The 23,806-nt window shown below is 69.9% G+C and carries 21 protein-coding genes; 10 read left to right on the top strand and 11 right to left on the bottom strand.

The window, feature by feature from the left end; all coding sequences use genetic code 11:
- The first annotated feature begins 60 nt into the window (after positions 1-60).
- From IE226_RS17760 to IE226_RS17735, 6 genes are all read left to right on the top strand, one after another.
- Positions 61-1,239 (top strand): NAD(P)/FAD-dependent oxidoreductase, encoded by a 1,179-nt coding sequence (locus tag IE226_RS17760; protein WP_190082246.1) that lies wholly within the window; start codon positions 61-63, stop codon positions 1,237-1,239.
- The gene (locus IE226_RS17755; RefSeq protein WP_190082245.1) at positions 1,236-1,565 is read left to right on the top strand and encodes a (2Fe-2S)-binding protein; all 330 of its coding nucleotides are present in this window, start codon (positions 1,236-1,238) and stop codon (positions 1,563-1,565) included. The genes IE226_RS17760 and IE226_RS17755 overlap by 4 nt, the downstream gene beginning before the upstream one ends.
- Complete coding sequence (locus IE226_RS17750) at positions 1,562-3,058, top strand: FAD-dependent oxidoreductase (RefSeq protein WP_190082244.1); 1,497 nt, start codon at positions 1,562-1,564, stop codon at positions 3,056-3,058. Before IE226_RS17755 ends, IE226_RS17750 begins: the two co-directional genes overlap by 4 nt.
- 29 nt (positions 3,059-3,087) lie before the next feature.
- A complete protein-coding gene (locus tag IE226_RS17745; RefSeq protein WP_190082243.1) occupies positions 3,088-3,996 on the top strand; it encodes a dihydrodipicolinate synthase family protein in 909 nt (302 codons plus the stop codon).
- A gap of 37 nt (positions 3,997-4,033) precedes the next feature.
- Positions 4,034-5,035: a proline racemase family protein gene (locus IE226_RS17740; RefSeq protein ID WP_190082242.1), complete on the top strand. Its 1,002-nt coding sequence runs from the start codon at positions 4,034-4,036 to the stop codon at positions 5,033-5,035.
- A 77-nt stretch (positions 5,036-5,112) separates the two neighbouring features.
- Positions 5,113-5,817 (top strand): GntR family transcriptional regulator, encoded by a 705-nt coding sequence (locus IE226_RS17735; RefSeq protein ID WP_190082241.1) that lies wholly within the window; start codon positions 5,113-5,115, stop codon positions 5,815-5,817.
- A gap of 31 nt (positions 5,818-5,848) precedes the next feature.
- Here IE226_RS17735 and IE226_RS17730 read toward each other — a convergent pair whose 3' ends face one another.
- The 9 genes from IE226_RS17730 to IE226_RS17690 all read right to left on the bottom strand — a co-directional run bounded on the left by IE226_RS17730 (position 5,849) and on the right by IE226_RS17690 (position 16,331).
- Positions 5,849-6,805: an SdiA-regulated/phytase-like domain-containing protein gene (locus tag IE226_RS17730; protein ID WP_190082240.1), complete on the bottom strand. Its 957-nt coding sequence runs from the start codon at positions 6,803-6,805 to the stop codon at positions 5,849-5,851.
- Positions 6,802-8,544, bottom strand: coding sequence for a CotH kinase family protein (locus IE226_RS17725; protein ID WP_190082239.1), 1,743 nt, complete (start codon positions 8,542-8,544; stop codon positions 6,802-6,804). Before IE226_RS17725 ends, IE226_RS17730 begins: the two co-directional genes overlap by 4 nt.
- Positions 8,545-8,637: 93 nt before the next feature.
- Entirely contained in the window at positions 8,638-9,204 is a 567-nt protein-coding gene (locus IE226_RS17720; RefSeq protein ID WP_190082238.1) for a DUF8788 domain-containing protein, read from the bottom strand.
- A 34-nt stretch (positions 9,205-9,238) separates the two neighbouring features.
- Positions 9,239-9,679, bottom strand: a complete 441-nt coding sequence (locus tag IE226_RS17715) for a DUF8788 domain-containing protein (RefSeq protein WP_190082237.1) — start codon at positions 9,677-9,679, stop codon at positions 9,239-9,241.
- A 33-nt stretch (positions 9,680-9,712) separates the two neighbouring features.
- The gene (locus IE226_RS17710; RefSeq protein ID WP_190082236.1) at positions 9,713-10,528 is read right to left on the bottom strand and encodes a DUF8788 domain-containing protein; all 816 of its coding nucleotides are present in this window, start codon (positions 10,526-10,528) and stop codon (positions 9,713-9,715) included.
- A 57-nt stretch (positions 10,529-10,585) separates the two neighbouring features.
- Positions 10,586-11,104 (bottom strand): DUF8788 domain-containing protein, encoded by a 519-nt coding sequence (locus tag IE226_RS17705; protein ID WP_190082235.1) that lies wholly within the window; start codon positions 11,102-11,104, stop codon positions 10,586-10,588.
- 20 nt (positions 11,105-11,124) lie between these two features.
- A complete protein-coding gene (locus tag IE226_RS17700; protein WP_190082234.1) occupies positions 11,125-12,702 on the bottom strand; it encodes a phenylacetate--CoA ligase family protein in 1,578 nt (525 codons plus the stop codon).
- Positions 12,703-12,711: 9 nt separating this feature from the next.
- On the bottom strand, positions 12,712-14,238 hold the full coding sequence (locus tag IE226_RS17695; RefSeq protein WP_190082233.1) for a pyridoxal phosphate-dependent decarboxylase family protein: 1,527 nt from the start codon (positions 14,236-14,238) through the stop codon (positions 12,712-12,714).
- 749 nt (positions 14,239-14,987) lie between these two features.
- Complete coding sequence (locus IE226_RS17690) at positions 14,988-16,331, bottom strand: phytase (protein WP_190082232.1); 1,344 nt, start codon at positions 16,329-16,331, stop codon at positions 14,988-14,990.
- A gap of 680 nt (positions 16,332-17,011) precedes the next feature.
- On the opposite strand from IE226_RS17690, the gene IE226_RS17685 reads away from it, so the two are divergent.
- From IE226_RS17685 to IE226_RS17675, 3 genes are read left to right on the top strand one after another with little or no spacing between them, the layout of a single operon-like run.
- The gene (locus IE226_RS17685; RefSeq protein ID WP_190082231.1) at positions 17,012-17,347 is read left to right on the top strand and encodes a hypothetical protein; all 336 of its coding nucleotides are present in this window, start codon (positions 17,012-17,014) and stop codon (positions 17,345-17,347) included.
- Complete coding sequence (locus IE226_RS17680) at positions 17,344-19,440, top strand: bifunctional polysaccharide deacetylase/glycosyltransferase family 2 protein (RefSeq protein WP_190082230.1); 2,097 nt, start codon at positions 17,344-17,346, stop codon at positions 19,438-19,440. Before IE226_RS17685 ends, IE226_RS17680 begins: the two co-directional genes overlap by 4 nt.
- Entirely contained in the window at positions 19,437-20,507 is a 1,071-nt protein-coding gene (locus tag IE226_RS17675) for an LCP family protein (protein ID WP_229871142.1), read from the top strand. The genes IE226_RS17680 and IE226_RS17675 overlap by 4 nt, the downstream gene beginning before the upstream one ends.
- Positions 20,508-20,540: 33 nt before the next feature.
- Here the strand turns inward: IE226_RS17675 and IE226_RS17670 are convergent, their stop codons facing one another.
- Entirely contained in the window at positions 20,541-21,713 is a 1,173-nt protein-coding gene (locus IE226_RS17670) for a magnesium and cobalt transport protein CorA (RefSeq protein ID WP_190082228.1), read from the bottom strand.
- A gap of 207 nt (positions 21,714-21,920) precedes the next feature.
- Here IE226_RS17670 and IE226_RS17665 point away from each other — a divergent pair, with 207 nt between their 5' ends.
- Positions 21,921-23,084, top strand: a complete 1,164-nt coding sequence (locus tag IE226_RS17665; RefSeq protein ID WP_229871140.1) for a winged helix DNA-binding domain-containing protein — start codon at positions 21,921-21,923, stop codon at positions 23,082-23,084.
- Positions 23,085-23,128: 44 nt separating this feature from the next.
- Here the strand turns inward: IE226_RS17665 and IE226_RS17660 are convergent, their stop codons facing one another.
- A complete protein-coding gene (locus tag IE226_RS17660; RefSeq protein WP_190082226.1) occupies positions 23,129-23,779 on the bottom strand; it encodes a LysE family translocator in 651 nt (216 codons plus the stop codon).
- Between the last annotated feature and the right edge of the window lie 27 nt (positions 23,780-23,806).

The raw sequence follows: 23,806 nt of genomic DNA, 5'->3' as shown, positions 1-23,806 counted from the left end.
GGCGGTTCTGCCAGCGTAGAGACCCTTGGCCCATAAGGGAACATGTGACATAGTACTGGCGTGACAAAGCAGCTGACCTGCGATGTTGTGGTAGTCGGCGCCGGGATGGTGGGCGCCGCGTGCGCCCTTTACGCCGCGCGGGCCGGGTTCTCCGTCGTCCTTGTGGACCGCGGCCCGGTGGCCGGTGGAACGACCGGATCCGGCGAGGGCAACCTCCTGGTCTCCGACAAGGAGCCTGGCCCGGAACTCGAACTCGCCCTCCTCTCGGGCCGCTTGTGGTCCCGGCTGGCCGCCGAGCCGGGGCTGGGCGCGAGTATCGAGTTCGAGGCCAAAGGCGGAGTCGTCGTGGCGTCCTCGGGCGAAGGGCTCGCGGCACTCGGGGAGTTCGCGGCGGGACAGCGTGACGCCGGGGTCGACGCGCGGGTCGTCACGGACGCCGAGCTGTACGAACTGGAGCCGCATCTCGCTCCCGGCACGCCGGGCGGCGTCTTCTACCCGCAGGACTGCCAGGTGATGCCGTCGCTGGCTGCGGCGCAACTGGTGCGTACGGCGCGGGGTTTGGGTGCCCGCCTGCTCACCGGCAGAACCGTCACCGCCGTGCTGCGCACCACCGGCGGAGAGGTGCGCGGGGTCCGTACCGACCACGGCGAGATCCACGCCCCGTACGTCGTGAACGCGGCCGGTACCTGGGGCGGGGACGTGGCCGCCCTCGCGGGAGTGCGCCTGCCGGTGCTGCCGCGGCGCGGCTTCGTCCTGGTCACCGAACCGCTGCCGCGGATGGTCCGGCACAAGGTGTACGCCGCCGACTATGTGGCCGACGTGGCCAGCGGATCCGCCGCGCTCCAGACGTCGCCGGTGGTCGAGGGCACGGCCGCGGGGCCGGTCCTGATCGGTGCGAGCCGCGAGCGCGTCGGCTTCGACCGCTCCTTCTCCCTGCCGGTCATGCGGGCCCTCGCGGCGGGGGCGACCCGGCTCTTCCCGTTCCTGGCGGGCGTCAGCGCGATGCGCGCGTACGTGGGCTTCCGCCCCTACATGCCGGACCACCTCCCCGCCATCGGTGCCGACAGCCGGGTGCCGGGACTCTTCCATGCCTGCGGTCACGAGGGGGCGGGGATCGGGCTGGCGGCGGGCACCGGGCACTTGATCGCCCAAGTCATGGCCGGGGGAGTCCCGGACCTGGACCTCACCCCCTTCCGCCCCGACCGTTTCGCGGACAGCCCGGCCGAGGAGGCGTCATGAGCAAGCGCACCCCCCTGAACCTGGCCGGCGCCCGCCCGGGCCCGCCGCACACCGTCACGTTCGACGGCCGGGAGATCCCGGCCCTGCCGGGCCAGACGGTGGCTGCCGCGCTCTGGACGGCGGGCGTCGTGTCCTGGCGCACCACGCGACACCGGGGAGAACCGAGGGGCGTCTTCTGCGGCATCGGCGTCTGCTTCGACTGCCTGGTAGAGGTCAACGGGCGTATCAATCAACGGGCTTGTCTGGTGCCCGCGGCGCCGGGCGACGAGATCCGCACGCAGGACGGTGACGGTCACGGTGTGGACGGGCCGGGGGAGCGGCGATGAGCCCCGCACCCACGCTCGCCGTGGTGGGCGCCGGTCCCGCGGGGCTCTCGGCGGCGCTGGCGGCGGCCCTGCGCGGCGTACGGGTGACGCTGCTCGACTCTGCCGCACAGGCGGGCGGCCAGTTCTACCGACAGCCCGCCGAGGCGCTCGGTGCGCGGCATCCGAAGGCGCTGCATCATCAGTGGCGGACGTGGGAGCGACTGCGGGACGGGCTCGCGCAGCAGGTTTCGGCTGGCCGCGTACAGCACATGACGGAGCGTCATGTCTGGTTCGTGGAGCGCGTCGGGGAGGTGCCCGAGGGGCGTGACCCCGGCAACCCCGACGGACGCGGCCCCGGCGGAAGCGACCGACGCCACTTTGCCGTGCACGCGCTGCCCGGGCCGGAGCAGGAGGACTCCGTGGCCGTGTACGCCGATGCCGTGGTCCTTGCCACCGGGGGGTACGAGAAGGTTCTGCCGTTTCCCGGCTGGACTCTGCCCGGTGTCCTCACCGCCGGTGGTGCGCAGGCCATGCTCAAGGGTGGGCTCGTACTGCCGGGGCGTACCGCCGTCGTGGCCGGGGCCGGGCCGCTGCTCATGCCCGTCGCCGTCGGGCTCGCGGCGGCCGGTGCGGAGGTGGCCGCCCTGGTCGAGGCCGCGGGCCCGAGCCACTTCGCGGGGCGCTCGGCCGCACTCGCCGCCCATCCGGACAAGCTTGCCGAAGGCGTCGGCTACCTCGCTCAACTTCTGCGTCACCGCGTGCCGTTGGCCGCCCGGCACACCGTCGTCGAGGCGCACGGCAAGGACTCCGTCGAGGCCGTGACCATCGCCGCGCTCGACCCCGCCGGGCGCGTCAGGCCCGGCACCGAGCGGCGCATCGCCTGCGACACCCTCGCCGTCGGTCACGGCATGCTGCCGCACACCGATCTCGCCGAAGGACTCGGCTGCCGCGTCGACGGGGTGAACGTCGCCGTCGACGCCGAGCAGCGCACCGACGTACCCGGCGTCTGGGCCGCCGGCGAAACCATCGGTATCGGCGGCGCCGCCCTCTCGCTCGCCGAGGGACACATCGCCGGACGCTCGGCCGCCGCGAGGCTCCGGGGCGCCGCACCCGACCCCCGCACATGGGCTGCCGCCGCCAAGTCCCGTACGCGAGCGCGTAAGTTCGCCGCAGCCCTCGCCGCCGTGTACGTACCGCCCGCGCACTGGGCCGAGCAGCTGCGCGACGACACTCTCGTCTGCCGCTGCGAGGAGGTCCCCGCGTCGGCCGTCCGCGAGGCCGTCGAGGAGCTCGGGGCCACCGACGCGCGGTCCGTGAAACTCCTGACCCGGGCCGGCATGGGCTGGTGCCAGGGCCGGATGTGCTCGGCGGCCGTCGCCGGGCTCGCGGGCTGCGAGGAGCGGTCCGCCCGGCGGCCGTTCGCCAGGCCGGTGCCTCTCGGCGTGCTCGCACGGGCCACCGACGAACAGGCCCCCGAAGGCGGGCCCGCCGACGACGAACAGAACCCCTCATAGCCCCGCACCGCAACGAAGGGATCACGCCCATGAACGCCCCCGCAGACCGCCCCCGCCCCCGCCCCTGGCACGGCGTCCTCGTAGCCACCGCGCTCCCGCTGAACGACGATCTCTCCGTCGATTACCGCCGCTTCGCCGACCACTGTGCCTGGCTCGTCGAGAACGGCTGTGACGGCGTCGTGCCCAACGGATCGCTCGGCGAGTACCAGGTGCTCACCCCAGAGGAGCGGGCCAAGGTCGTGGAGACCGCCGTCGCGGCGGTCGGCGGGCAGCGCGTGCTGCCCGGTGTCGCCGCGTACGGCTCCGCGGAGGCCCGCCGCTGGGCCGAGCAGGCCAAGGACGCGGGCTGCGCGTCAGTGATGCTGCTGCCCCCGAACGCCTACCGCGCCGACGAACGCTCCGTCCTCGCGCACTACGCGGAGGTCGCCGGGGCCGGCCTGCCGGTCGTCGCGTACAACAACCCCGTCGACACCAAGGTCGACCTCGTGCCGGAACTCCTCGCGAAGCTGCACGCCGACGGCTACGTCCACGCCGTCAAGGAGTTCTCCGGCGACGTACGCCGCGCGTACCGCATCGCCGAACTCGCCCCGGAACTGGACCTGTTGGCCGGCGCCGACGACGTTCTGCTCGAACTCGCCGTCGCGGGCGCCAAGGGCTGGATCGCCGGCTACCCGAACATGCTCCCCGCGGCATGTGTCGAGCTCTACCGCGCCGCGGTGGCCGGTGACCTGGAGACGGCGGGCAAGCTCTACCGGCAGCTGCACCCGCTGCTGCGCTGGGACTCCAAACCCGAGTTCGTGCAAGCCATCAAGTTGTCCATGGACATCGCCGGACGCCACGGCGGCCCGTGCCGCCCCCCGCGGGTGCCGTTGCTGCCCGAGCAGGAGAAGGCGGTGCGCACCGCGAGCGAGCGCGCCATCGCCGCCGGACTCGCCTGACGCACGCCCCGCCGCCGTCGTACGAAAGGCACCGCACATGCGCAGCAAACTCGTCCTGCACGCGGTCGACTCGCACACCGAAGGCATGCCGACGCGGGTGATCACCGGCGGTATCGGCACCGTCCCCGGCGCGACGATGAACGAGCGCAGGCTCCACTTCCGCGAGCACCGCGACGACATCAAGCAGCTCCTGATGAACGAACCCCGGGGCCACGCGGCGATGAGCGGCGCGATCCTCCAGCCGCCCACCAGGGCCGACTGCGACTACGGCGTGATCTACATCGAGGTGTCGGGCTATCTGCCGATGTGCGGGCACGGCACCATCGGCGTCGCCACCGTCCTCGTCGAGACCGGCATGGTCGAGGTCGTCGAGCCGGTCACCACGATCCGCCTCGACACCCCGGCGGGCCTCGTCGTCGCCGAGGTCGCCGTGCGGGACGGTGCGGCCAAGGCGGTCACCCTGCGGAACGTACCGTCCTTCGCCGTCGCCCTCGACCGCAAGATCACCCTGCCCGACGGCCGCACGGTGACGTACGACCTGGCCTACGGCGGCAACTTCTACGCGATCCTGCCCCTGGACCAGTTCGGCCTCCCCTTCGAGCGCGACCGGAAGGACGACATCCTCGCGGCGGGTCTCTCGCTGATGGAGGCCATCAACGCCGAGGGCGAACCGGTGCACCCCCTGGACGCGTCCATCCGCGGCTGCCACCACGTCCACCTCTACGCGCCCGGCGCCACCGCCCGGCACTCACGGCACGCGATGGCCATCCACCCCGGCTGGTTCGACCGCTCGCCATGCGGGACGGGGACGAGCGCGCGCATGGCCCAGCTGCACGCGCGCGGCGAACTGCCCCTGGACACGGAGTTCGTCAACGAGTCCTTCATCGGTACGAAGTTCGGCGGACGCCTGCTCGGGACCACGGACGTCGCGGGCATCCCCGCCGTCCTGCCCAGCTTCACCGGACGCGCCTGGGTGACCGGCACCGCGCAGTACCTCCTCGACCCGGACGACCCGTTCCCCGCCGGCTTCGTCCTCTGAAGCGGCGAGGGTCCGCGGAGCACCGCGGGCCCGGGATACTCACGGCACGTGACATTGCACCAAGGAGGACCGCCCCCATGGCCGCCCAGCGCAACCGCGCTCCGTCCGCAGCCCCCGCCCTGCCGAGCCTGGGCGGCACCCGCAGCAGCTACCGCGAGCGGGTCGCGGACGCGCTCCGGGCCGCCCTCATCGCGGGCGAGCTGCGCCCGGGCGAGGTCTACTCCGCGCCCACCCTCGCGGTGCGCTTCGGCGTCTCCGCCACCCCGGTGCGCGAGGCCATGCTCGACCTCGCCAAGGAGGGCCTCGTCGACACGGTGCCGAACAAGGGCTTCCGGGTCACCGCTGTCTCCGAAAAGCAGCTCGACGAGTACAAGCACATCCGCGCACTGATCGAGATCCCCACCACGGCGGAGCTCGCCACGTCGGCGGACCCCGCCGCGCTCGAAGCACTGCGCCCGGCCGCGCGGGCGATCGTGACCGCGGCGGCGGACGGCGACCTCATCGCGTACGTCGAGGCCGACATCCGCTTCCACCTCGGTCTGCTCGCGCTTCAAGGCAACGACCACCTGGTCGAAGTGGTCGGCGACCTGCGCAAGCGTTCGCGCCTGTACGGGCTCCAGGCACTGGTCGACGCGGGCCGGCTCGAAGCCTCGGCCGAGGAGCACCTGGAGATCCTCGACGCGCTGCTCGCCCGCGACGAGGACGCCGTGCGCGCCGTGATGACCCGCCACCTCGGCCACGTACGCGGCCTGTGGGCGGCCGACCGGCCCGGCGCGCCTTAGCCCCGCCCGCGAGAGTCCGGCGCACGGCGGCTCAGCGGTTGTTGCCCGGGATCAGGAACAGGTGGACCGACTGGTCCTTCTCCTTGAACCGCGCGTTCGCCGCGCCCTTCTTCGCACGGTCGGACACGATCACCACGTAGTCGGACGAGACCCAGGACACGCCCTCCGGATTGCCGTACATCGCACGGGCCTTGGCGTCGGTGGGCAGCCGGTGCACCATGCCCTCGTCGACCTGCCACTTCTTGGTGTCGATGCGGCCCACCCAGAGCGCGGACGAGGCCTGCGACAGGACGGCGATGCGTCCGTCGCGCACGGACACGCCGGCGTAGTCCTCGAAGGGCAGTGACTCGGGAAGCCGGATCGTGGCCGTGTTGATCCAGCGCTTGCCGCCGCGCCGGAAGACCTGGATGCGCCCGCCGCCCGGTGTCCTGCCCTTCTTGCCGCCCGCGCACCGGTTGCCCTCGCACAGGGCGAGGAGGTAGCCCGTGCCGGAGCGCTCGACCCACTCCAGGCCTTCCATGCCCTTGTTGGCGTCCGCCAGGTCGAAGTCGAGATGCACGGCCGGTCCCACCGGGCGCAGCTTCGCGTCGTACTCCCGCACGCTTGCGCGAAAGCCCTTGGGCTTGACCGGCTCGGCCTCGCTCAGCGTGTAGTAGCGATCGCGCCGCTCGTCGTGGGCGATGTCCTCGTACCCCACGGTCGCGGCCGAACCGGGCTTCTTCTTCGTCCAGTCGGCGTTGATGACCCCGTTCTCCGGAGCCTTGGGCGACAGCTCGCTGCTGACCCGGATCAGGGAGGGCAGGTTGTCGCAGACGATCAGGAAGGCGCCGTCGCGGTAGAGGACACCGCTCGCCTCCAGGCGGGTGCCCGCACTGTCGCCGATCAGGTCCTGGATCTTCGCCTCCTTGACCAGGCGCAGCTCACGCGCCTTCTCGGCCTTGGGGTCGGGCTTCGCCTTGGCCTTCGCCTGCTTCTTGGTCGCGGTCATGAGGGCAGTACCTCCATCGCGCCGGGGAACGTGGCCCCGCTGGCTCCGTTGGGATAGGTCTTGCGCAGTTCGGCAAGCTGTCGGCGTGCGTGGTCGTAGCGCATGCGTGTGTAGTGGAAGATCCCGTACGTGAACTGCGAGCCGCGGCTCAGCTCCCACTGGCGGTACGCGGCGCGGTACACCTCGTCGTTGGTGAACTGCCGCCCCGTGAAGGGCTGTCCGTGCGGGCTCGTGGACTCGCCGTACGCGGCGGACGAGATGAGCTGCCACAGGCCGTCGGTCCGCCCGGAGTCCTCCGTGCCGAGCAGCGCGGCGACGCTCTCGGGCCCGAACTCCGTGTCGAGGAGATACTCGAGGTGGTCGAGGTAGTACTGGCAGAAGTCGTGGTGCCGCAGCAGGTTCGTGAACAGCGGCAGGCGCGAGACCTCGTGCGGGGCGTGCGTGATCCGGCAGTAGTCGCGGGTCATCGCGGGCCAGTCGAGCAGGTCGGTGTACTGCCACTGCGTCTGGAAGAAGTCGATGCCCGAGCTGTTGTCGTAGTCCCAGGGGACGAACGTGAAGTACGGGCGGTCCATGAAGCCCGAAGGGTCGCCGAGCCGGCCGGAGTTGTAGAGGTAGTAGTTCGACGGCGTGGCGAAGTAGTTGTCCCAGCTGCCGAGCAGGACGTTGGCGCCCGCCCAGCGCAGGAACGCCGGTACGTTCAGGATCTGCTCGACCGAGTCCCGGAAGGCGTCCGTGCTGAACTTGGCCTCGCCATTGCCCAGTTGGACTCCGTTGACGGTGCGGACGAGAGCGGCGAGGTCGTCGTACGTTGCGGTGGCCGGCACGTCCTCGTTCGTCTTCAGACGGTACGTGCGGTCGTCCTCCCGGCTGCCCGCGGTGAAGTACTGCCGGCCGCTGTCGGCGCCGTCCCGGCCGGGGCGGTGCTCCAGGGTCGCGCAGCCGATGTCGCCGCAGTACGCCTTGTAGAGGTTGCCCTCGGAGTTCTTGCCGAAGTGGTCCTTGAGGAACTTCTTGTCGACTTGCTCGATGACCGAGAAGAGTCCCATGTAGCGGTCGTTGATCGAGAACGTCGCGTACGTGTGCTGCGCCGCCGGGATGCCCGCACGTTCCAGGAGCCGCCAGGCGACGGCCTCGCGCATCTGCGACGGGTCGTTGTACATCGCCTTGAGATTGACCCGCTCCATGCCGTAGAGCCGGTCCTCGCTCTCGCCGACCTCGAAGTCGATCTTCCAGGAGCGCTTGGGCGCGTGAGCCGTCAGGTTGCCGCTGTTGACCATCGAGAACGACGGCGTCGCGAGCAGGAAGACCTCCGGGTTGCTGCTCCTGGCCAGGGTGAGGCGGGCACCTTGCGGAGCTTGCATCACCTCGTCGGCCGTCAGGACGCCGGGCGGCCAGCCGGTGACCTTGACCTGATACATGTCCTGAGCGAAGAACTCCGCTTTGTTCTCTGCCGAGTTGAGATAGTCGTCCACGATCCGCCCGATCGGGGTGAGCTGCCCCTGCGCGTCGAGAAGGACCAGGCTGCCGTCCCCCGAGGTGTCGCCCTGCTCGGTGAGCAGCAGGTCGTACAACGCGCTGAACTCGGCTTTCGTCCGCAGCGCGGCATCGGCGGGTCCCGCTGTCGCGTTGGCCCGCTCGGCGAGCAGCCGACCCGTGCCCGAGGGGAGCGCGGAGAGCGCGATGACCTGGTTCTTGAACGCGTCCCGAAATGTGCCCTTGCCGATGGTCCTGTCCACGACGGCCTCCCTGGGCCCTGGGTGAACCTTCCTCTCTACGCCCGACACGACATGACCGCCAGGCCCATATCCGGCCTGGCGGTCACGCGGTCGTCAGACCCCGAGAATCCTGATCGACGGGTGGATCGCCGTGTTCAGGTAGAGCTTCTCCTTCTTGCGGTCCTGTTCGAGCTCCATCACGAGCCGGTACCTGTGCACGCCCGGCTTGGCGGTGCTCAGGACCGTGCCGGCCCAGTAGTAGTAGACCGGCGTGAAGGGGTCCCGCATGCGGTCCGGCATGCCGTAGATCTTCAGCTCGGTGAAGATCTTCCGTTCGGCCACGTCCTCCTCGTCACCCAGTTCGGTGTCGAGGAAGGTGATGTTGTTGATCTTCGGCATGGGGGGCCAAGTGCCGTCCGGGCGCTTCTCCATGTCGAGCGGGCGCACGATCCAGTTCAGGACCTGGCCCTGCTTGCAGACCGTCTCCAGGGACGACGTGCCCTGTCCCTTGCCGCCGATGCTGTTGTCCATCATGTACATCGAGTCGCTCAGGGAGCCCGTCTCCACCGCTCGCTCCATGTTGATGAGCGTCACGATGTTCAGCTGGACCGAGTTCAGCTGCCCGGGGTTCTGCTTGTGGTGCACGCTGCCGCTCGACTTCTCCTGCACGCTGCTGGTCAATGCTCCTCCTTCGCGTACGCCGTCATGTCCGGCCCTAGCCGACGAGGGACGACGACAGGGTGGTGGCGATCGGTTCGTCCCTCGTGCCGAGCTTGAACTTCATCCGGTACGTGACGTTCGCGACGTCCTTCTTGACCGTCCCGATCCAGTAGGCGACGTCGGTGCCGGGATAGACCTTGCGCTCCGGCACGCAGATGGAGCTGTCGATCTCGATGCCGTCGATGGCGACGTACGCCTCGCACTCCAGCGCGAGGGCGTTCCACAGAAGCTGGTCGCCCTTCCGGGCGCGCGTCTGCAACTCCTCGGTGCCGAAGCCGGTGGATCCCGCGGACTTGTTGGTGTCGTACATGTACAGGTGGCCCTGCATGTTGCCCGCTGCCAGGGCGCCCACACAGTCCACTACGGCGGTGATCGAGACGGGCCGCCGCCCGGTGTTGTTCTCGCGCCGCCTGGGCGTGGTCGTGGTGGTGGTCATCTGCTCCTCCTTCTGGCTGAAGTCCGTGCGGGATCAGGGGGTGCCCGGCCGTGTCCCCGCTCCCGGAGGAATGGGCAGCATGCCCATGCCCGCCTTGGTGAAGGCGTTCCGCCGGGGCTCCGACGTGATCTTGAGGGCCGAGGGACAGGTCAGGTTGACCGCCTCCCACCGCAGCTCGCCGTTGAGCCCCACCAGCTTGTGCAGCTGGATACGCATCACGTACGAGTACGTGCCGGGCCGCGAGGTGTCGACCGTCGCGGACCAGTACCAGCCGTCGGTGACCAGGTCCGGGGAGCCGTACTCCGCCGGATACATGATCTTCGAGTCGACGGCCTCGCCGTAGATGTCGGTGATGACGGGGGCGGGGTAGGTGTACGCCGCCGTGTTGTCCTCGGTGACGACCTTGCCGGTGACGTCCAGGATCTTCTGCCCGGACAGCCGGCCGCTCGTGCGCCGCGTGGTCTTGACGCGGGCACCGACGGTCTTGCGGACCTGGCTCAGCTGCTCGGACTGGTCGGTGCCGGGGACCGAGGACTTGCTCGCGAGGTCCTGGAGCGCGGCAAGGGCCTGCTCGTCGCTCTGCCGCGCCCGGTCGGCCTCATAGCCGCGGGGCACGGTCGGCGGGATGGAACCCAGGCTGTACGGCAGCCAGTTGAGCACCTGCTCGCTGGCCTGCGAACCGTCCCGCCAGTAGGAGCCGTTGATCGCGGTCACGAGCTCGCCGGTTCCCTGGCCGGTGGAGCCCTGCAGTTTCATGTTGTCGAACAGGTAGGTGTTGCCTTCGAGTGACTCGGACTCCAGCGCACTGCCGACGTCCACGAGCACGATGATCGCCAATTGTTGGGGCATGTTTCCGCCTTCGTCGCCGCTACTTGATTCCCGGCCCTTGTCGTCGCGCTCCGGCCGTCAGTGCTGCCGGCACATCAACGCGGGGGTGTCGATGTGCATGACGCTGTTCTCGCCCTCGTACATCTGGAGTTCCAGGCGGTACTGGTAGGCCACGCCGGGCTGAAGCCAGCCCGGCACCACGCCGGTCCACACGTCGAGGTCGAGCTTGTCGCCCTCGGAGTGCTCGCCTTGCGCGTGTCCGTTGGAGTAGCCCTGCGCCTGCCCGTGCGGCTGGCTCTGCCCCTGGCCGTGCGGCCGGCCCTGTGCCTGGCCCTGGCCCTGGCCCGATGCGTGGCGGTCGTCCGCGGGCACGAACGAGATGTTCTTGATCTCGACCGGCGTCTGGAGGTCCACGGCCAGGGCGGTCCACGAGACGACCTGTCCCGGCTGGACCACGGTGCACAGGTCCGGCGTCCCCTGATGGGCGCTGCTGTGCTCGCCGTCGTCCATCATGCAGAGATTGCCGTCGAGCAGGGTGCTGCCCGAGAGCGCTCCGATGACGTCGACGACCGCGATGATGTTGACTTGCGGCTTCATCCTCACTCCTCCTGTAGGTGCTAACCCCGGTCCCGCACCAGCGGGACCTTGCCGACGGCCGTCCGCTCGATCTCGGCCGAGAGGCGGGGCACGAACTTGAGCTGGAAGCTGTAACCGGTCCTCTCGATCGAGGCGGGGTTCGCCTCCCCGTGGTTGAACAGCGAGAGGGACCGCGGCAGGGCGTTCACGAACACCTGCTGCACGCCGTAGGGGCCGAGGGCCGTGTCCGTCCGGTAGGAGATGCCGAGCACGTCGTCGACCGAGGCGAACAGCGTGATCGTCCTGCTCTCGCGGTGGTTCACGAATTGGACGTCGTGCGCCACGGCGTCCAGGTCAACCGCCTCGGCGGCCTTCAGCTCGTCGCGCACGGCGTCGTAGGCGCGGGCGGCCGAGTACTGGCTGTCGTTGATGTGGAGCACGTCGCCGGTGCGGCCCGCGAACTCGAACTGCTGGGTCTTCAGGCCGGGGCCCTCGGTCCGCGGCCGTCGGATCATGCGGTCGCCGAGCTTGAGGCGGAGCAGCGGCGCCTCGTGGGCGTGCAGGCGGGTGACGACCAGTTCACCCTCCTCGCCCTCGGGGACCCAGCGCCCGTTCTCGTCGACGATCTCGATGAAGTGCAGTCCCGGCACCGCCGACAGGTAGGGCGACGCGTGGTCGAGTTGCAGCCCGATGGTCTCCGCCTGGGTGGCGGCGAAGTAGCTGAGGATCGACAGGTTCGGATACAGCGCCCGCAGCTCCACCCGCTTGCGCTGCGAGAGCACCCCGCTGCCGTACAGGGCGACACGGAAGCTCTCCCTGGACTCCTTGCGCATGCCCGCACCGAGCTCGCTCAGGATGCCGATGCCCGCGGAGATGCCCATCAGGGCCTTGGGGCCCTTGTAGGAGAACATGTGCTCGAGGACCGGGGCCGTGACGGGTCCCGCGCCGACGTAGTTGACGCCGGGCACGTGTTGCAGCACGCCGCCCACCATCGTGCCGCTGCTCCACATCTGGTAGTCGGCCAGCGTGGTGAACAGCCACTTGGGGTCGGCGCCCGCGAGGTGTCCGGCGAGCTGATAGGCGCCCATGAAACGGCCCGCGATCTCGTACGTGTCCTTCAACTCCCGCAGGGAGTAAACGACTTCGAGCGGGCGCCCGCCGCTGGTGCCGCCGCTGGCCACGATCTCGAACTCGCCGCGGGTGAGGGGCACCACCATGCCGGGCCGTGACTCCATGAAGAAGTCGCGCTGGGTGTCCTTGTCGGAGAGCGGGATCCGCTGCCACGCGTCGTACGTCTCGGGGGCGCGCACGGTCCCCGCGTCGCGCAGGCGGTCGCGCCACAGCGGATTGAGCATCACCGTGTTCACCATCTGCTGCAGACGGCGCAGTACGACGGCTTCCTGGACCTCGTACGACACCTCGCTGTACGGCGCCAGGCAGACCCGTTCGCATTCACGTAACTTGCTCGCGAACGAGGGAAGTGCTGTTACGGCTTCAATTGATTCCGGCAGCAACTCCCAGTCGGGAATGAGCCAGTTGGCCAGTTCACGGGCGCCACCGGGCGACGACGTGACCGGCGGAACGTGTGTGGCCGGTGGAACATGCGATGTACTCAACATCCGTCCCCTCTAAGCTGTTTCTGCTCCCGCTTCTTCGCTGAGCAGTTCCTGGCCTGTCCTTCTGATTTCGGAAATCAGCATCCGGAAATGCTCGGCAGTGACCTGATGATTCATCATGACCACACGCAGTGCGGCCACTCCGTCGACGTTCACTTTGGATATGAAGAAGTTTCCCCGCAGCTTCACGCTGTTGCGTATGGCGATCTGGAGACGGTGGACTTCCTCTTTCCTGATCCCGGCCGGGTGATAGCGGAAGCACAGGATGTTCGCTTCCGGACGGTGAATCGCCTCGAAGTCGGGCTCCGCCCTTATGATGCCGTGGGCCTCCTCCGTCAATTGACAGAGGTACTCGATCTTCTCCGCGAACAGGGCGGGCCCGTACATGGCCCAGAGAGACCACAGGGTCATGATCATCGGGCGTTTCGTGCACTCGAAGTTCTTGCCGCCGCTGTCGAACGCGGTGTATATGTCCGGCTCCTCGTCGAACACATAACTGGCCTTCTGCCGGAACGCGGTGCGGCTTGCTTCCTTGTCGCGGTAGAAGAGCATCGTGCAGGGCGCGGGCACGAACATCATCTTGTGCGCGTCCCATGTCAGGGAATCCGCCTGGTCGATTCCCCGCAGTTTCTCGCGCAGGGTGTCCGACACCAGGAGACTCGCTCCGTGGGCGCCGTCGACGTGCAGCCAGAGATCCCTCTCCCTGGCCAGCGGCGCGAGCTCGTCGAGGGGATCGAAGGCGCCCACCGACGTGCTGCCGGCCGACGCGACGAGGCAGAACACCTTCAGGTTCTGCCGCTCGGCCGCGTCCAGGGCGGGCCGTGCGTCCGCCACGCAGATCTGCCCGCGGCTGTTCAGCGGCAGCCGGACGAGCTGGGCCTCGCCGATCCCCATCACACCGGCCGCCCGCGCGACGCTGTAGTGCACGTCGGCACCCACCGCGATGGCGGGACGCGGCTGGCCCCGCAACGAGGAACCGCCTTCCGACCAGTACCCGGGCAGCTTCTGGTTGCGGGCCGCGAGAAGCGCGGTGAGGTTGGCCAGGGACCCGCCCGACGTGGTCACCATGGTGAACCGGGCCGGATCCCAGCCGATGAACTTGTTGAGCTCATCGGCCATGATCCGTTCCACCGCGTTCGGCAGCTGCGCCGCCTCGTAGAACGAGGCCGGCTGGTTGACCACCGAGCTGACGAAGTCGATGACGCCGGCGAGCGGCACGACGCCCGAGAACTGACGGCCCATGTATCCGGGCGAGTGCACCTGGATCCCGGTCCTGATGTACAGGTCGATGATTCCGGCCAGCTTTTCCTCGTCGAACGCCGCCACCCGCTCCCGCTCCGTCGTCATCAAGGCTTTCGCCGCCTGTGACAACGTCGAGGGATCGGTCAGTTCGAGCCCCCTGATGGAGAGATCGGAAAGGTGTTTCTCCAGCTTCGCAAGGGCGGTTTCGGAAGTTTCCCGGAACAACTGCGGGTCAAACGCTTCGAGCAGCAGCCCACTCCCTGCGGAAGCGGGGTCGTTAGGTTGAGATTCCGTCACGGGGGTCTCCTTCTTGAAGTCCCTGTGTTGCCCGACGTGAATGTGTGGGCGGACACAACCTGCGCAAAGTCCTGATTTTTGAGCATGGCGGTGGGCAGAAGGACTTCATTACCGAGGATGCGTCCGGCTGGTCGGACCGGACAGCGTCATCTGCCCCGGCGGCAGTGGTTCGGTCGTTGCCGCACGGGGCCTACTCGAAAGAAAGGCCGCCGTCGTCACGTGCTTGCGTGTACCCCCCGGTATACGCGGCGCACCGACACGATCGGCGTATCCCCCCTCGTGCCCCTCGTGGCTCCCCCCACGTGAAGAACCGTAGAGCCAAATGGTTCCAATGGGCGACCCCTCCCGTGGTATGTCCGAAAAAGTCGAGGCGTTCCTGATGGGGCGGCAACCGCGGTTGGCCACTTCTGTTTTCACACGCGTCCCACGCGCCGTGCGGCGGACTCGCTTTTCGGACAAGGGGCTGGCATGCCGGTTCCCGTCCGTGCCAGGGGATGCAAGAGGAGTGCGCGGAAAAGAACGAGTCAAGAGCGAGTGACGTGTGTCATTGTCATGTGCCGGACGAACACGCCGACGTTCCGGCAGGGGGAGCGTCTTGTTCCGGGCGGGCGGAATTCAGGCCATGGTCTGAAACCGCGTGTATTCATAGCCAATTCAACTTGAAGAAGGAATTGTCCCCATCGAAACAAAAAAAGAACGGCGGCCCCGCAGGGCCGCCGTCCTCGCTCACCGGGGTGTGCGTCGCGGTCTCAGTCGTCGACCGCGTCGAGCACGTCCCCCAGGGCCACGAACTTGAAGTTCGTGGAGGGCCTTTCGGGATCACCGGGTGCGTCGTGACCGTCCTGCACGACGAGCAGCCCGTGCGGGTACCTGGCGCCGAGCGGCTCGCCCAGGACCGCCGCGCCGTCGCACTCCTCGGAGCCGTCGAGCGCCGAGGAGGCGGCGGTGACGCGGAAGCCGCCCTCGTACTCGTTGCGGTCGGACAGCTCGCGGTCATAGGCGGCGAAGGTGTTGTCACCCTGGCTTGAGGCCAGCAGATATCCGTCGCCGTCGTCCTGGTGCAGGAGCGTGAGGCCCTCCACGTCGGCCGTGAGGCGCTTGCCGCCGTAGCCGGGGTCGGTGCCCGCCACGCACTCCTCGGTCGAGGGGTCGTACGTCCCCGGGACTCCGTACTCGCGCACCTTGTCCAGGAGTTGCGGCTTGCCGGTGAGGTCGGCGCGCAGGCGCCAGATGCCGACGTCCTCCTGGCCCGCGTACAGCGTGCCGTTGGCCGGATCCACCACCATGCCCTCGACCTGCGGCAGCTCACCCGGCTCGCCGCACGGCGACCACGAACTCCCGTCCGGCATGCGGAAGTCGGCAGGCAGGTCGAGCGTGCGGACCTTGCGGTAGCCGACCTTGCCGTCGCTCTTCGGGGTCAGTTCGAGAAGCGCGAGACGGGTCCGCTCCCGCTGGCTGACCAGGGCGTAGGACCGGCCCGTCGAGGGATCGGTCCAGGTCGCGAGGCCGTATGCGGTGCGCTGCTCGTTGATCTCCTCCTGCGAGGACGAGAAGACGGGCGCCGCGGCGGGGTCGGTGACATCGGTGAGCGGGCCGCCCGCGCGGTCGCGGTCGATGCGGTAGACGCGCAGCCGGTCGCTGCCGCGGTCGCTGGTCACCGCCAGGTCCGCGCGGCCCGACGAAAGGCGCAGACCGTGCACCAGGGCGACGTTGTTGAAGCGGCCGGGGGCGTCGTCCGGGCCCGGCGCGGCGGGCGCCGGCACGGATTGCACCTCGCGCGCGTCGAGGTCGTAGACGCGAAGCCCGCCCTGCTTGGCGGTCGCGACGACGAGGCTGCGGTCGGGGTCGGCGGGGTTGCGCCAGATCGCCGGGTCGTCGGCGTCCGCGTCGCCGCCCGCTTCGTCGTCGTGCAGGGCGGGGGTCTCGGCGCGCGGCTCGACCGCGGGCAGGGCCGAGGCGGCGAAGGCGCCGGAGTTCAGCGGCACGGTCGCGGCGAGGGCCGCGACGGCCGTGACGAGAGCGAGCCGGCCGTAAGAGGGCCGGCGTCTGCCGGGCTGGTTCCTGCGGGGCTGTTCTGTACGGGACTTGGCCATGAAAGGGCATCCTGTCTGTCATGGGCATTTAATGACAGACAGCACTATGTGATCTTGCCGTAAAGCCTTCCCGGCAGATACGGCGTCGGACAGCGGGCCGCGAGGTGAACGGCCGGTGCGGCCCGCCTCCGACTGTCCGCCCAGCGGTGAGCAGGCCGCGTTACTGACCGGTTAACGGTGTGTTGCCGCATCCCCGAGTGACCGTCGCCACCGTCCGTTCGGGGGTGCCCGACCCGGTCCGCCCGAGTAGGGTCGGGGGCTGCGTGACGGCTGACGGCTGCACTCCGGCCTCCCGGCCCCTGGCGGGGCACATGCGCACGCGGCTTCTCCGGCCCCACCCGGAGAGGGCGCAGGGCATGCGCGCGTACGGGAGCCCACCCGTGCGCGCCGGGCTTCGCGGGTGCGGCTCCTGACGCCTCACGGGCGACACCAGGCAGTACAGCGGGCCTCCGGGCCCGTCCCCCACACATAAAGAGTCGCGCGTGCGCGGCCACAGACCAGGAGCACCAGTGCAGGGCACCCCCCACATAGCCAGCACACCGCACGACGGGCGATTGTCGCCCGCACACCTCCGCATGCCGGGCCCGCCGGGCCCGCCAGGACAGGTGCCTGCGCCTGAGCCTGCACCACAAGCGGGCCCCGTGCGGCGCCGGCCCCGGCCCGCCGCGCCACAAGTCCCCGTGTTCATCGACCAGTCGGGCCTGCGCAAGCGGACGCTGCAAGGCATGGCCCTGGTCGTGGGCGGCGCCTGCCTCGGGTATCTGCTGTTCGTCGGCACGCTGATCAGCGGCCTCCTGGAGCCCGTCGGCACACAGCCGCCGAGTACGAACGCACCGGCGCCCGCCGGCCCGGACACCGGCGCGTCGCAGCGCGGCTCCGGCACACCGGCAAGGGCCGACGCCGGAGGATCGCAGGCCGGGGCCCCATCGCGGGGCGGGGTCCGCGCGGACCGCCACGACCGCCGCCGCCCGCCCGCGGGCAGAACCGCCCCGCCGGCCGGAGGCCGGGGGCAGTGAGCCGGCAGGCCGCTGTCCACCGCCCGCCGCGCGGACACTGGCTCGTCCTCCTGCTGGTCCTCCTGGTGGTCGCCGCCACCCTCGTCTTCGAGGGCTGGACGACCCACCAGGTCGACGCCGCACGCACCAAACCGCCGTGCACAAGGCCGATCCCGCGCGAGGCGGACGACGGAAAGCCGATCCTGCGATTCGGTCCGCAGGGTGTCGCCACCGCGGCCATGCCGCCGCGGACCGTCGCGCTCACCTTCGACGGCGGGCCCGACCCGGTATGGACGCCGCGCCTGCTCGACCTGCTGCGCAGACACCACGCACGGGCGACCTTCTTCGTCTACGGGAAGGACGCCGCCCGGCATCCGGATCTGATGCGGCGCATCGTGCGCGAGGGCCACGAGATCGGCTCGTACACCTACAGCGGAGGCGACCTGGGCGTCGCCTCGCCGCTGCGCGCACGCCTCGAACTCTCCCTGACGCAGACCGCCTTCGCGGGCGCGGCCGGGGTCAGCACCACGCTGCTGCGGCTGCCCCACACCACGGCCGCGGACACGCTCTGCGGCCCCGAGTGGACGGCCGCGCGGAGCGCGGCGGCACAGGGCTACCTGGTGGTCGCCTCGGACCACAAGGACCGCAAGCCCCGGCGCGGCCTCGTGTCGCAGCACAGCCAGACCGACCTCGGCTACCGCGAGGCCGAAGACCTCCTGAAGGACCGCGGGGTGACATGGTTCACCACCGTCAGCGGCGGCCTCGGCAGCGCCTCCTTCGTCGACAAGGCGCCCCTCACCCGGGAGGTCAAGGGCGAGGGGCTGATCTGGACGCAGAAGCTCGGGCGCGCCTTCCTCACCGTGATGGTGTGGACCCTGACGCTCGCGGGCGTGCTCGGCGTCCTGCGGATGCTTCTGTTCATGCTGTTCGCCCGGCTCCACGTGCGCAGGCTGCGCCGGTACCGGCCCGGCGCGCCACGGCTGCGCGAGGTGCGGGACCCGGTGACGGTCCTCGTCCCCGCGTACAACGAGGAGGCGGGCATCGCCTCCACCGTGTACTCACTGCTCGCCTCCACCCACCCGCACTTCCAGATCATCGTGATCGACGACGGCTCGACCGACGCCACCGCCGACATCGCCGAGGACATCGACGACCCCCGGGTGACGGTGATCCGGCAGCCCAACGGCGGCAAACCCAGTGCCCTCAACACCGGTCTCGCGTACGCCCGCCACGACATCATCGTGATGGTCGACGCGGACACCATCTTCGAACCCGAGGCCCTCGCCCGCCTCGTCCAGCCGCTCGCCCACCCGGCGGTCGGCGCGGTGAGCGGCAACACCAAGGTCGGCAACCGGCGCCGGCTGCTCGGCAAATGGCAGCACCTGGAGTACGTACTCGGCTTCAACCTCGACCGGCGGATGTTCGAGGTCCTGGAGTGCATGCCGACGGTGCCGGGGGCGATCGGCGCCTTCCGCAGGGATGCCCTGATGGGTGTCGGGGGTGTCAGTGACGAGACCCTGGCCGAGGACACCGACCTCACGATGGCCCTCTGGCGGGCCGGCTGGCGCGTCGTCTACGAGGAGTCGGCGGTCGCCTGGACCGAAGTGCCCGTCACCATCCGGCAGTTGTGGCGACAGCGCTACCGCTGGTGTTACGGAACCCTCCAGTCGATGTGGAAGCACCGCCGCGCGGCGGTGGAAGTCGGGCCCGCCGGACGCTTCGGCCGTCGCGTGCTGCTCTACGTCACGCTGTTCCAGATCATCCTCCCGCTGTGCGCTCCGGTCGTGGACATGTTCGCCCTGTTCGGGCTCCTGTTCCGCGATCCCGTGGAGGCCGCGCTCGTCTGGCTCGGTTTCCTCTCGGTCCAGCTGATCACCGCCGCGTACGCGTTGCGGCTCGACCGCGAACGGCTGCGCGTGCTGTGGGTGCTGCCTCTCCAGCAGTTCGTCTACCGGCAGTTGATGTACCTCGTGGTCATCCACTCCGTGATCACGGCGCTGCTCGGCACCCGTCTGAAATGGCACAGCATGCAGCGCACGGGAACCGCCGATCCGTATCTCCTCGAAGCGCCGCCCGAAGAGGAGCGGCGGAGCCTGCAAGGGAGCCGTCCATGACAGACCCCCTCGAGCGGTTCGCCGAACGCCCCAGCTCCCGTTACGGACCCCGGCGCGCCCATGCCCGGAAGCCGAAGAAGCACCGGCGGCTGCGGCGGGCGGTGCTCGTCCTGCTCGGCGTCGTGGTCCTCGCGGCGGGCGGCACGTACGGCTGGGCGGAGACCCGGCTCGACCGTGACGTCGACCTCGGGGCGTACGGAGACCGCCCGCCGGCCGGCGAAGGCACCAACTACCTCATCGTGGGCTCGGACAGCCGTGACGGTCTGTCCGAGGACGCGGTGCAGGACCTGCGCGCCGGCGGGGGCGGCGGGCGGCGCACCGACTCGATGATGCTGCTGCACACGGGTGCCAACGGAGCCAGCCTGGTCAGCCTGCCGCGCGACTCCTGGGTCACGCTGCCCGGCCGCCTCGACACGACGACGGGCAAGACGAAGCGGCCCGAGGGCGACAAACTGAACGCCGCCTTCTCCTACGGCGGCCCCGAACTCCTCGTGCACACCGTCGAGAAGAACACCGGGCTGCGCATCGACCACTACGCGGAGATCGGCTTCGCGGGGTTCGTGAACATCGTCGACGCCATCGGCGGCGTACGGATGTGCCTGGACCGGGACATCAAGGACGAGAAGTCGGGCGCGGACCTGCGCAAGGGCTGCCAGACCCTGAACGGCAAGCAGGCGCTGGCCTTCGTCCGCCAGCGGCACCAGGAGCGGGAGGGCGACCTGGGCCGGTCGAGGAACCAGCAGAAACTGCTGTCGACCCTCGCCCACCAGGCGGCCCGCCCCGACACCCTCCTCGACCCGACGCAGATGGGCCCGGCCGTGCGGGCGGGCCTTGACACCCTGATCGTCGACGAGGACATGAGCCTGCCCGACCTCAGCAAGATGTTCCGCGCCGTGCAGAGCGTCTCGGGCGGAAAGGGCAAGCGCATCAACGTGCCGGTGTCCGGCTTCGGTGTCCCGACCTCCAAGGGCAACGTACTGAAGTGGGACCCCGAGCGGTCGGCCCGCCTCTTCGACGACCTGCGCCACGACAGGCCGGTGCGGGAGACGGACAAGTCACCCCGGTGACGACCGCTGTCAGCTCATCAGGTCCCGGGGCTCTTACAGCCAGTCCCGCCGCTTGAAGATGAAGTACAGACTCACGCAGACCACTGCCATCAGGCCGATCGCGAAGGGGTAGCCGAAGGCCCAGTGCAGTTCCGGCATTTCGTCGAAGTTCATGCCGTAGATCGTGCCGACGAGGGTGGGGGCGAAGAGGATGGCGGCCCAGGAGGAGATCTTCTTGATCTCCTCGTTCTGCTCGAAGCCCGCCTCGGCCAACGCCCGCATCTCCGCGTTCTGCTGCTGTGTGACCAGTGTCGAGTTGACCGTGAGGATGTCCGTGAGGGCCTGGCGGAAGCCGTCCACGCGTTCGCTGGTGTGCGTGACGTGGTCGGCGACGTCCCGTAGGTAGCGCTGGAGTTCCTCGTCGGTGCGGTACTTCGCGAAGCCCGCCATCAGGGAGTGCAGCATGGCCACCAGGGGGCGGGTGGCGCGCTGGAACTCCACCATTTCGCGGGAGAGTTCGTAGATGCGGCGGGAGACGGCGGGGTCGCCCCGGAAGACCTCGGTCTCGATCTCGTCGATGTCGTTCTGGACGCCGGCGACGACCGGAGCGTAACCGTCGACCACCGCGTCCAGGATCGCGTAAAGGACCGCCTCCGGGCCGAGCTTGAGGAGTTCCGGGCTCTCCTCCATGCGGCGCCGTACGGCGGTCAGGTCCGGGGCGGCGTCGTGCCGCACCGTGATGACGAAGTCGGGGCCCACGAACACGTGCAGCTCGCCGAAGTCGACCTCCTCCGGGGCGTCCAGATAGCGGGCCGCGCGCAGGACGACGAACAGGGTCTCGCCGTAGCGTTCGAGCTTCGGTCGCTGGTGGGCCTCCATCGCGTCCTCGACGGCGAGTTCGTGCAGGTCGAACTCGGCGGCCAGGGAGTGGAGTTCGGCCTCGGTGGGGCGCGCGAGACCGATCCATGCCATGCCGTCCTGCTGCTCGCGCAGTTCCCGGAAGGTGTCGGCGAGGGAGGAGGGCGTCGCGACGCGGATTCCGTCACGGTAGAGCGCGGCCTCCACGATGCTCGCGGCGTCCACCGGTGCGGGGGAGGGGTCCGCGGGCGCGGCTCCGGGTTTCCCCGAGGCTCCGTTTCCCGATGCCGAAGCGGTCTTGGCGGTGGCGCCGCGCCGCCAGCCGTGCCTCTTCTCGCCCGGTACGGGCCGGGTCCGGCGCTCCGCCATGCTGGCTGCCTCCGAGGTCGAACGTGTGTCTTTGCGGCCTCGGAGAGGATATACGGGCCAAAAGTCGCGAGCGTGGCACCGTCCCGACACGCTTGCGGACAGCAGATGTCCGCAAGCTCCGTTAGCGTGCGGAGCATGACGAAGATGCCGAGAGAGCCGAGAACGCCGAGAGAGTCGAGAACGCCGAGTGGGCCGAGTGGGCTCAGTGTGCCTAGTGCGTCGAAGCCGGCCGGTGCCCCGCCGCGCACCGCCGCCGCCCCCGTCCTCGGCACGCGCGCCCTCAACCGCGCCACCCTCGAACGGCAACTCCTCCTGCGCCGCTCCACGGCCCTCTCCGTCGAGGACGCCGTCACCCATCTCCTCGGACTCCAGGCGCAGAACGTGAAGCCGCCCTACTACGCGCTCGCCGCCCGGCTCGAAGGGTTCGACCCGGAAGATCTGTCCGGGCTCCTCGCCGCGCGCGACCTCGTACGCATCGTCACCATGCGCTCCACCATCCACCTGCACACCGCCGACGACGCCCTCACCCTGCGTCCGCTGGTGCAGGGCGCGCGCGACCGTGAGCTGCACGCCTTCCGCAACGGCCTGACCGGCGTCGACCTGAAGGAGCTTGCCTCGCTCGCCCGCGCGGCCGTCGAGGAGGAGCCCCGCACGATGAAGCAGCTGCGGGAGGTCCTGTTGCCGCGCTGGCCCGACGCCGATCCGCAGTCGCTCGCCGTCGCCGCCCGCTGCTCGCTGCCGCTGGTCCAGGTCACCCCGCGCGGTCTGTGGCGGCGCAGCGGGCAGGTCGCGCTCACCACCGCCGAGCACTGGCTCGGCCGCCCGAGCGAGCCGGCGCCCGCACCCGACGCCACCGTCCTGCGCTACCTCGCCGCCTTCGGGCCCGCCTCCGTCAAGGACATGCAGACCTGGGCCGGCCTGACACGGCTGCGGGAAGCCTTCGAGCGGCTGCGGCCCCAGCTTCGTACGTTCCGGGACGAGAGCGGCGTCGAGCTCTTCGACCTGCCCGACGCGCCCCGCCCCGACGCGGACACCCCGGCTCCGGCGCGCTTCCTTCCCGAGTACGACAACCTCCTTCTCTCGCACGCCGACCGCAGCCGCGTCGTACCGGCCGAGTACAAGGGCCGTACCTGGAAGGGGAACTTCTCCTACAGCGTCTTCCTGGTCGACGGTTTCCTCGCCGGGGTCTGGCGCGTCGAGGAGGGGACGGGGGAGGCCAAGGGGTCCGCCGTTCTCACCGTCGAACCGTTCGGCACCCTGAACAAGGCACAGCGCCGCGAGCTGACGGAGGAGGCCGAGCGGCTGCTGCGCGGACCGCTGAGCGAGGCCGACACGTACGACATCCGCTTCGGCACGGTCATCGAGCGCTGAACGGCGAGGACCCGGCAGCCGGGGTCGCCGCGGCGGCCGGAAGTTCAGTCCGCCCGGCCCGTCGCCGCGACGGTCACGCCGAGCCCGATCATCGTGACGCCCCCGGCCCCGCCGATCATCGAGAGCCGCCGGTCGGAGCGGGCGAACCAGGTGCGGGCCGCCGACGCCGTAAGGCCCCACAGCGTGTCCGTGATCAGCCCGATGCTGATCGGGACGAGACCGAGGAGCAGCATCTGCGCGGGCAGGTGACCCGCCGAGTGGTCGACGAACTGGGGCAGTACGGCCGCGAAGAACACGATGCCCTTCGGATTCGTCACGCCGACGAGCGCGCCGTCCAGGACCGTCCGTACGTCGGAGCGCGCCGCCTCACCGGGAGCGGTCGCGCCGACGGACTGTGCCCGCATCTCCTTGCGGTGCCTGAAGGCCTGAACACCGAGGAAGACCAGATACGCGGCGCCCGCCAGCTTCACCGCCATGAACACCGCGGCCGACCGCTCCACGAGCGAGCCGACACCGAACGCGACCGCGAGGACCAGGACGTACGACCCGAGGACGTTGCCCAGCGCGGTGGCCACGGCAGTGCGCCTGCCATGGGCAAGGGCCCGGCCGATCACGAACAGGACGCTCGGCCCCGGGATCACGATCACCAGCAGCGACATCGCCGCGAAGGCCAGAAAACGGTCCGTGGACACCATGCCCGCCACCCCCCACCGGGGGCCATT

It is taken from the genome of Streptomyces longisporoflavus (assembly GCF_014649775.1).
In the GTDB taxonomy this organism is placed as follows: Bacteria; Actinomycetota; Actinomycetes; order Streptomycetales; family Streptomycetaceae; genus Streptomyces; species Streptomyces longisporoflavus.
This window is presented reverse-complemented; position numbering and strand designations above follow the sequence as displayed.

Coding starts and splice junctions, on each gene's coding strand:
- IE226_RS17745 (WP_190082243.1), top strand. CDS start 3,088: ATGAACGCCCCCGCAGACCGCCCCCGCCCCCGCCCCTGGCACGGCGTC.
- IE226_RS17740 (WP_190082242.1), top strand. CDS start 4,034: ATGCGCAGCAAACTCGTCCTGCACGCGGTCGACTCGCACACCGAAGGC.
- IE226_RS17730 (WP_190082240.1), bottom strand. CDS start 6,805: ATGACCGCGACCAAGAAGCAGGCGAAGGCCAAGGCGAAGCCCGACCCC.
- IE226_RS17710 (WP_190082236.1), bottom strand. CDS start 10,528: ATGCCCCAACAATTGGCGATCATCGTGCTCGTGGACGTCGGCAGTGCG.
- IE226_RS17735 (WP_190082241.1), top strand. CDS start 5,113: ATGGCCGCCCAGCGCAACCGCGCTCCGTCCGCAGCCCCCGCCCTGCCG.
- IE226_RS17715 (WP_190082237.1), bottom strand. CDS start 9,679: ATGACCACCACCACGACCACGCCCAGGCGGCGCGAGAACAACACCGGG.
- IE226_RS17690 (WP_190082232.1), bottom strand. CDS start 16,331: ATGGCCAAGTCCCGTACAGAACAGCCCCGCAGGAACCAGCCCGGCAGA.
- IE226_RS17670 (WP_190082228.1), bottom strand. CDS start 21,713: ATGGCGGAGCGCCGGACCCGGCCCGTACCGGGCGAGAAGAGGCACGGC.
- IE226_RS17750 (WP_190082244.1), top strand. CDS start 1,562: ATGAGCCCCGCACCCACGCTCGCCGTGGTGGGCGCCGGTCCCGCGGGG.
- IE226_RS17700 (WP_190082234.1), bottom strand. CDS start 12,702: ATGTTGAGTACATCGCATGTTCCACCGGCCACACACGTTCCGCCGGTC.
- IE226_RS17675 (WP_229871142.1), top strand. CDS start 19,437: ATGACAGACCCCCTCGAGCGGTTCGCCGAACGCCCCAGCTCCCGTTAC.
- IE226_RS17705 (WP_190082235.1), bottom strand. CDS start 11,104: ATGAAGCCGCAAGTCAACATCATCGCGGTCGTCGACGTCATCGGAGCG.
- IE226_RS17755 (WP_190082245.1), top strand. CDS start 1,236: ATGAGCAAGCGCACCCCCCTGAACCTGGCCGGCGCCCGCCCGGGCCCG.
- IE226_RS17660 (WP_190082226.1), bottom strand. CDS start 23,779: ATGGTGTCCACGGACCGTTTTCTGGCCTTCGCGGCGATGTCGCTGCTG.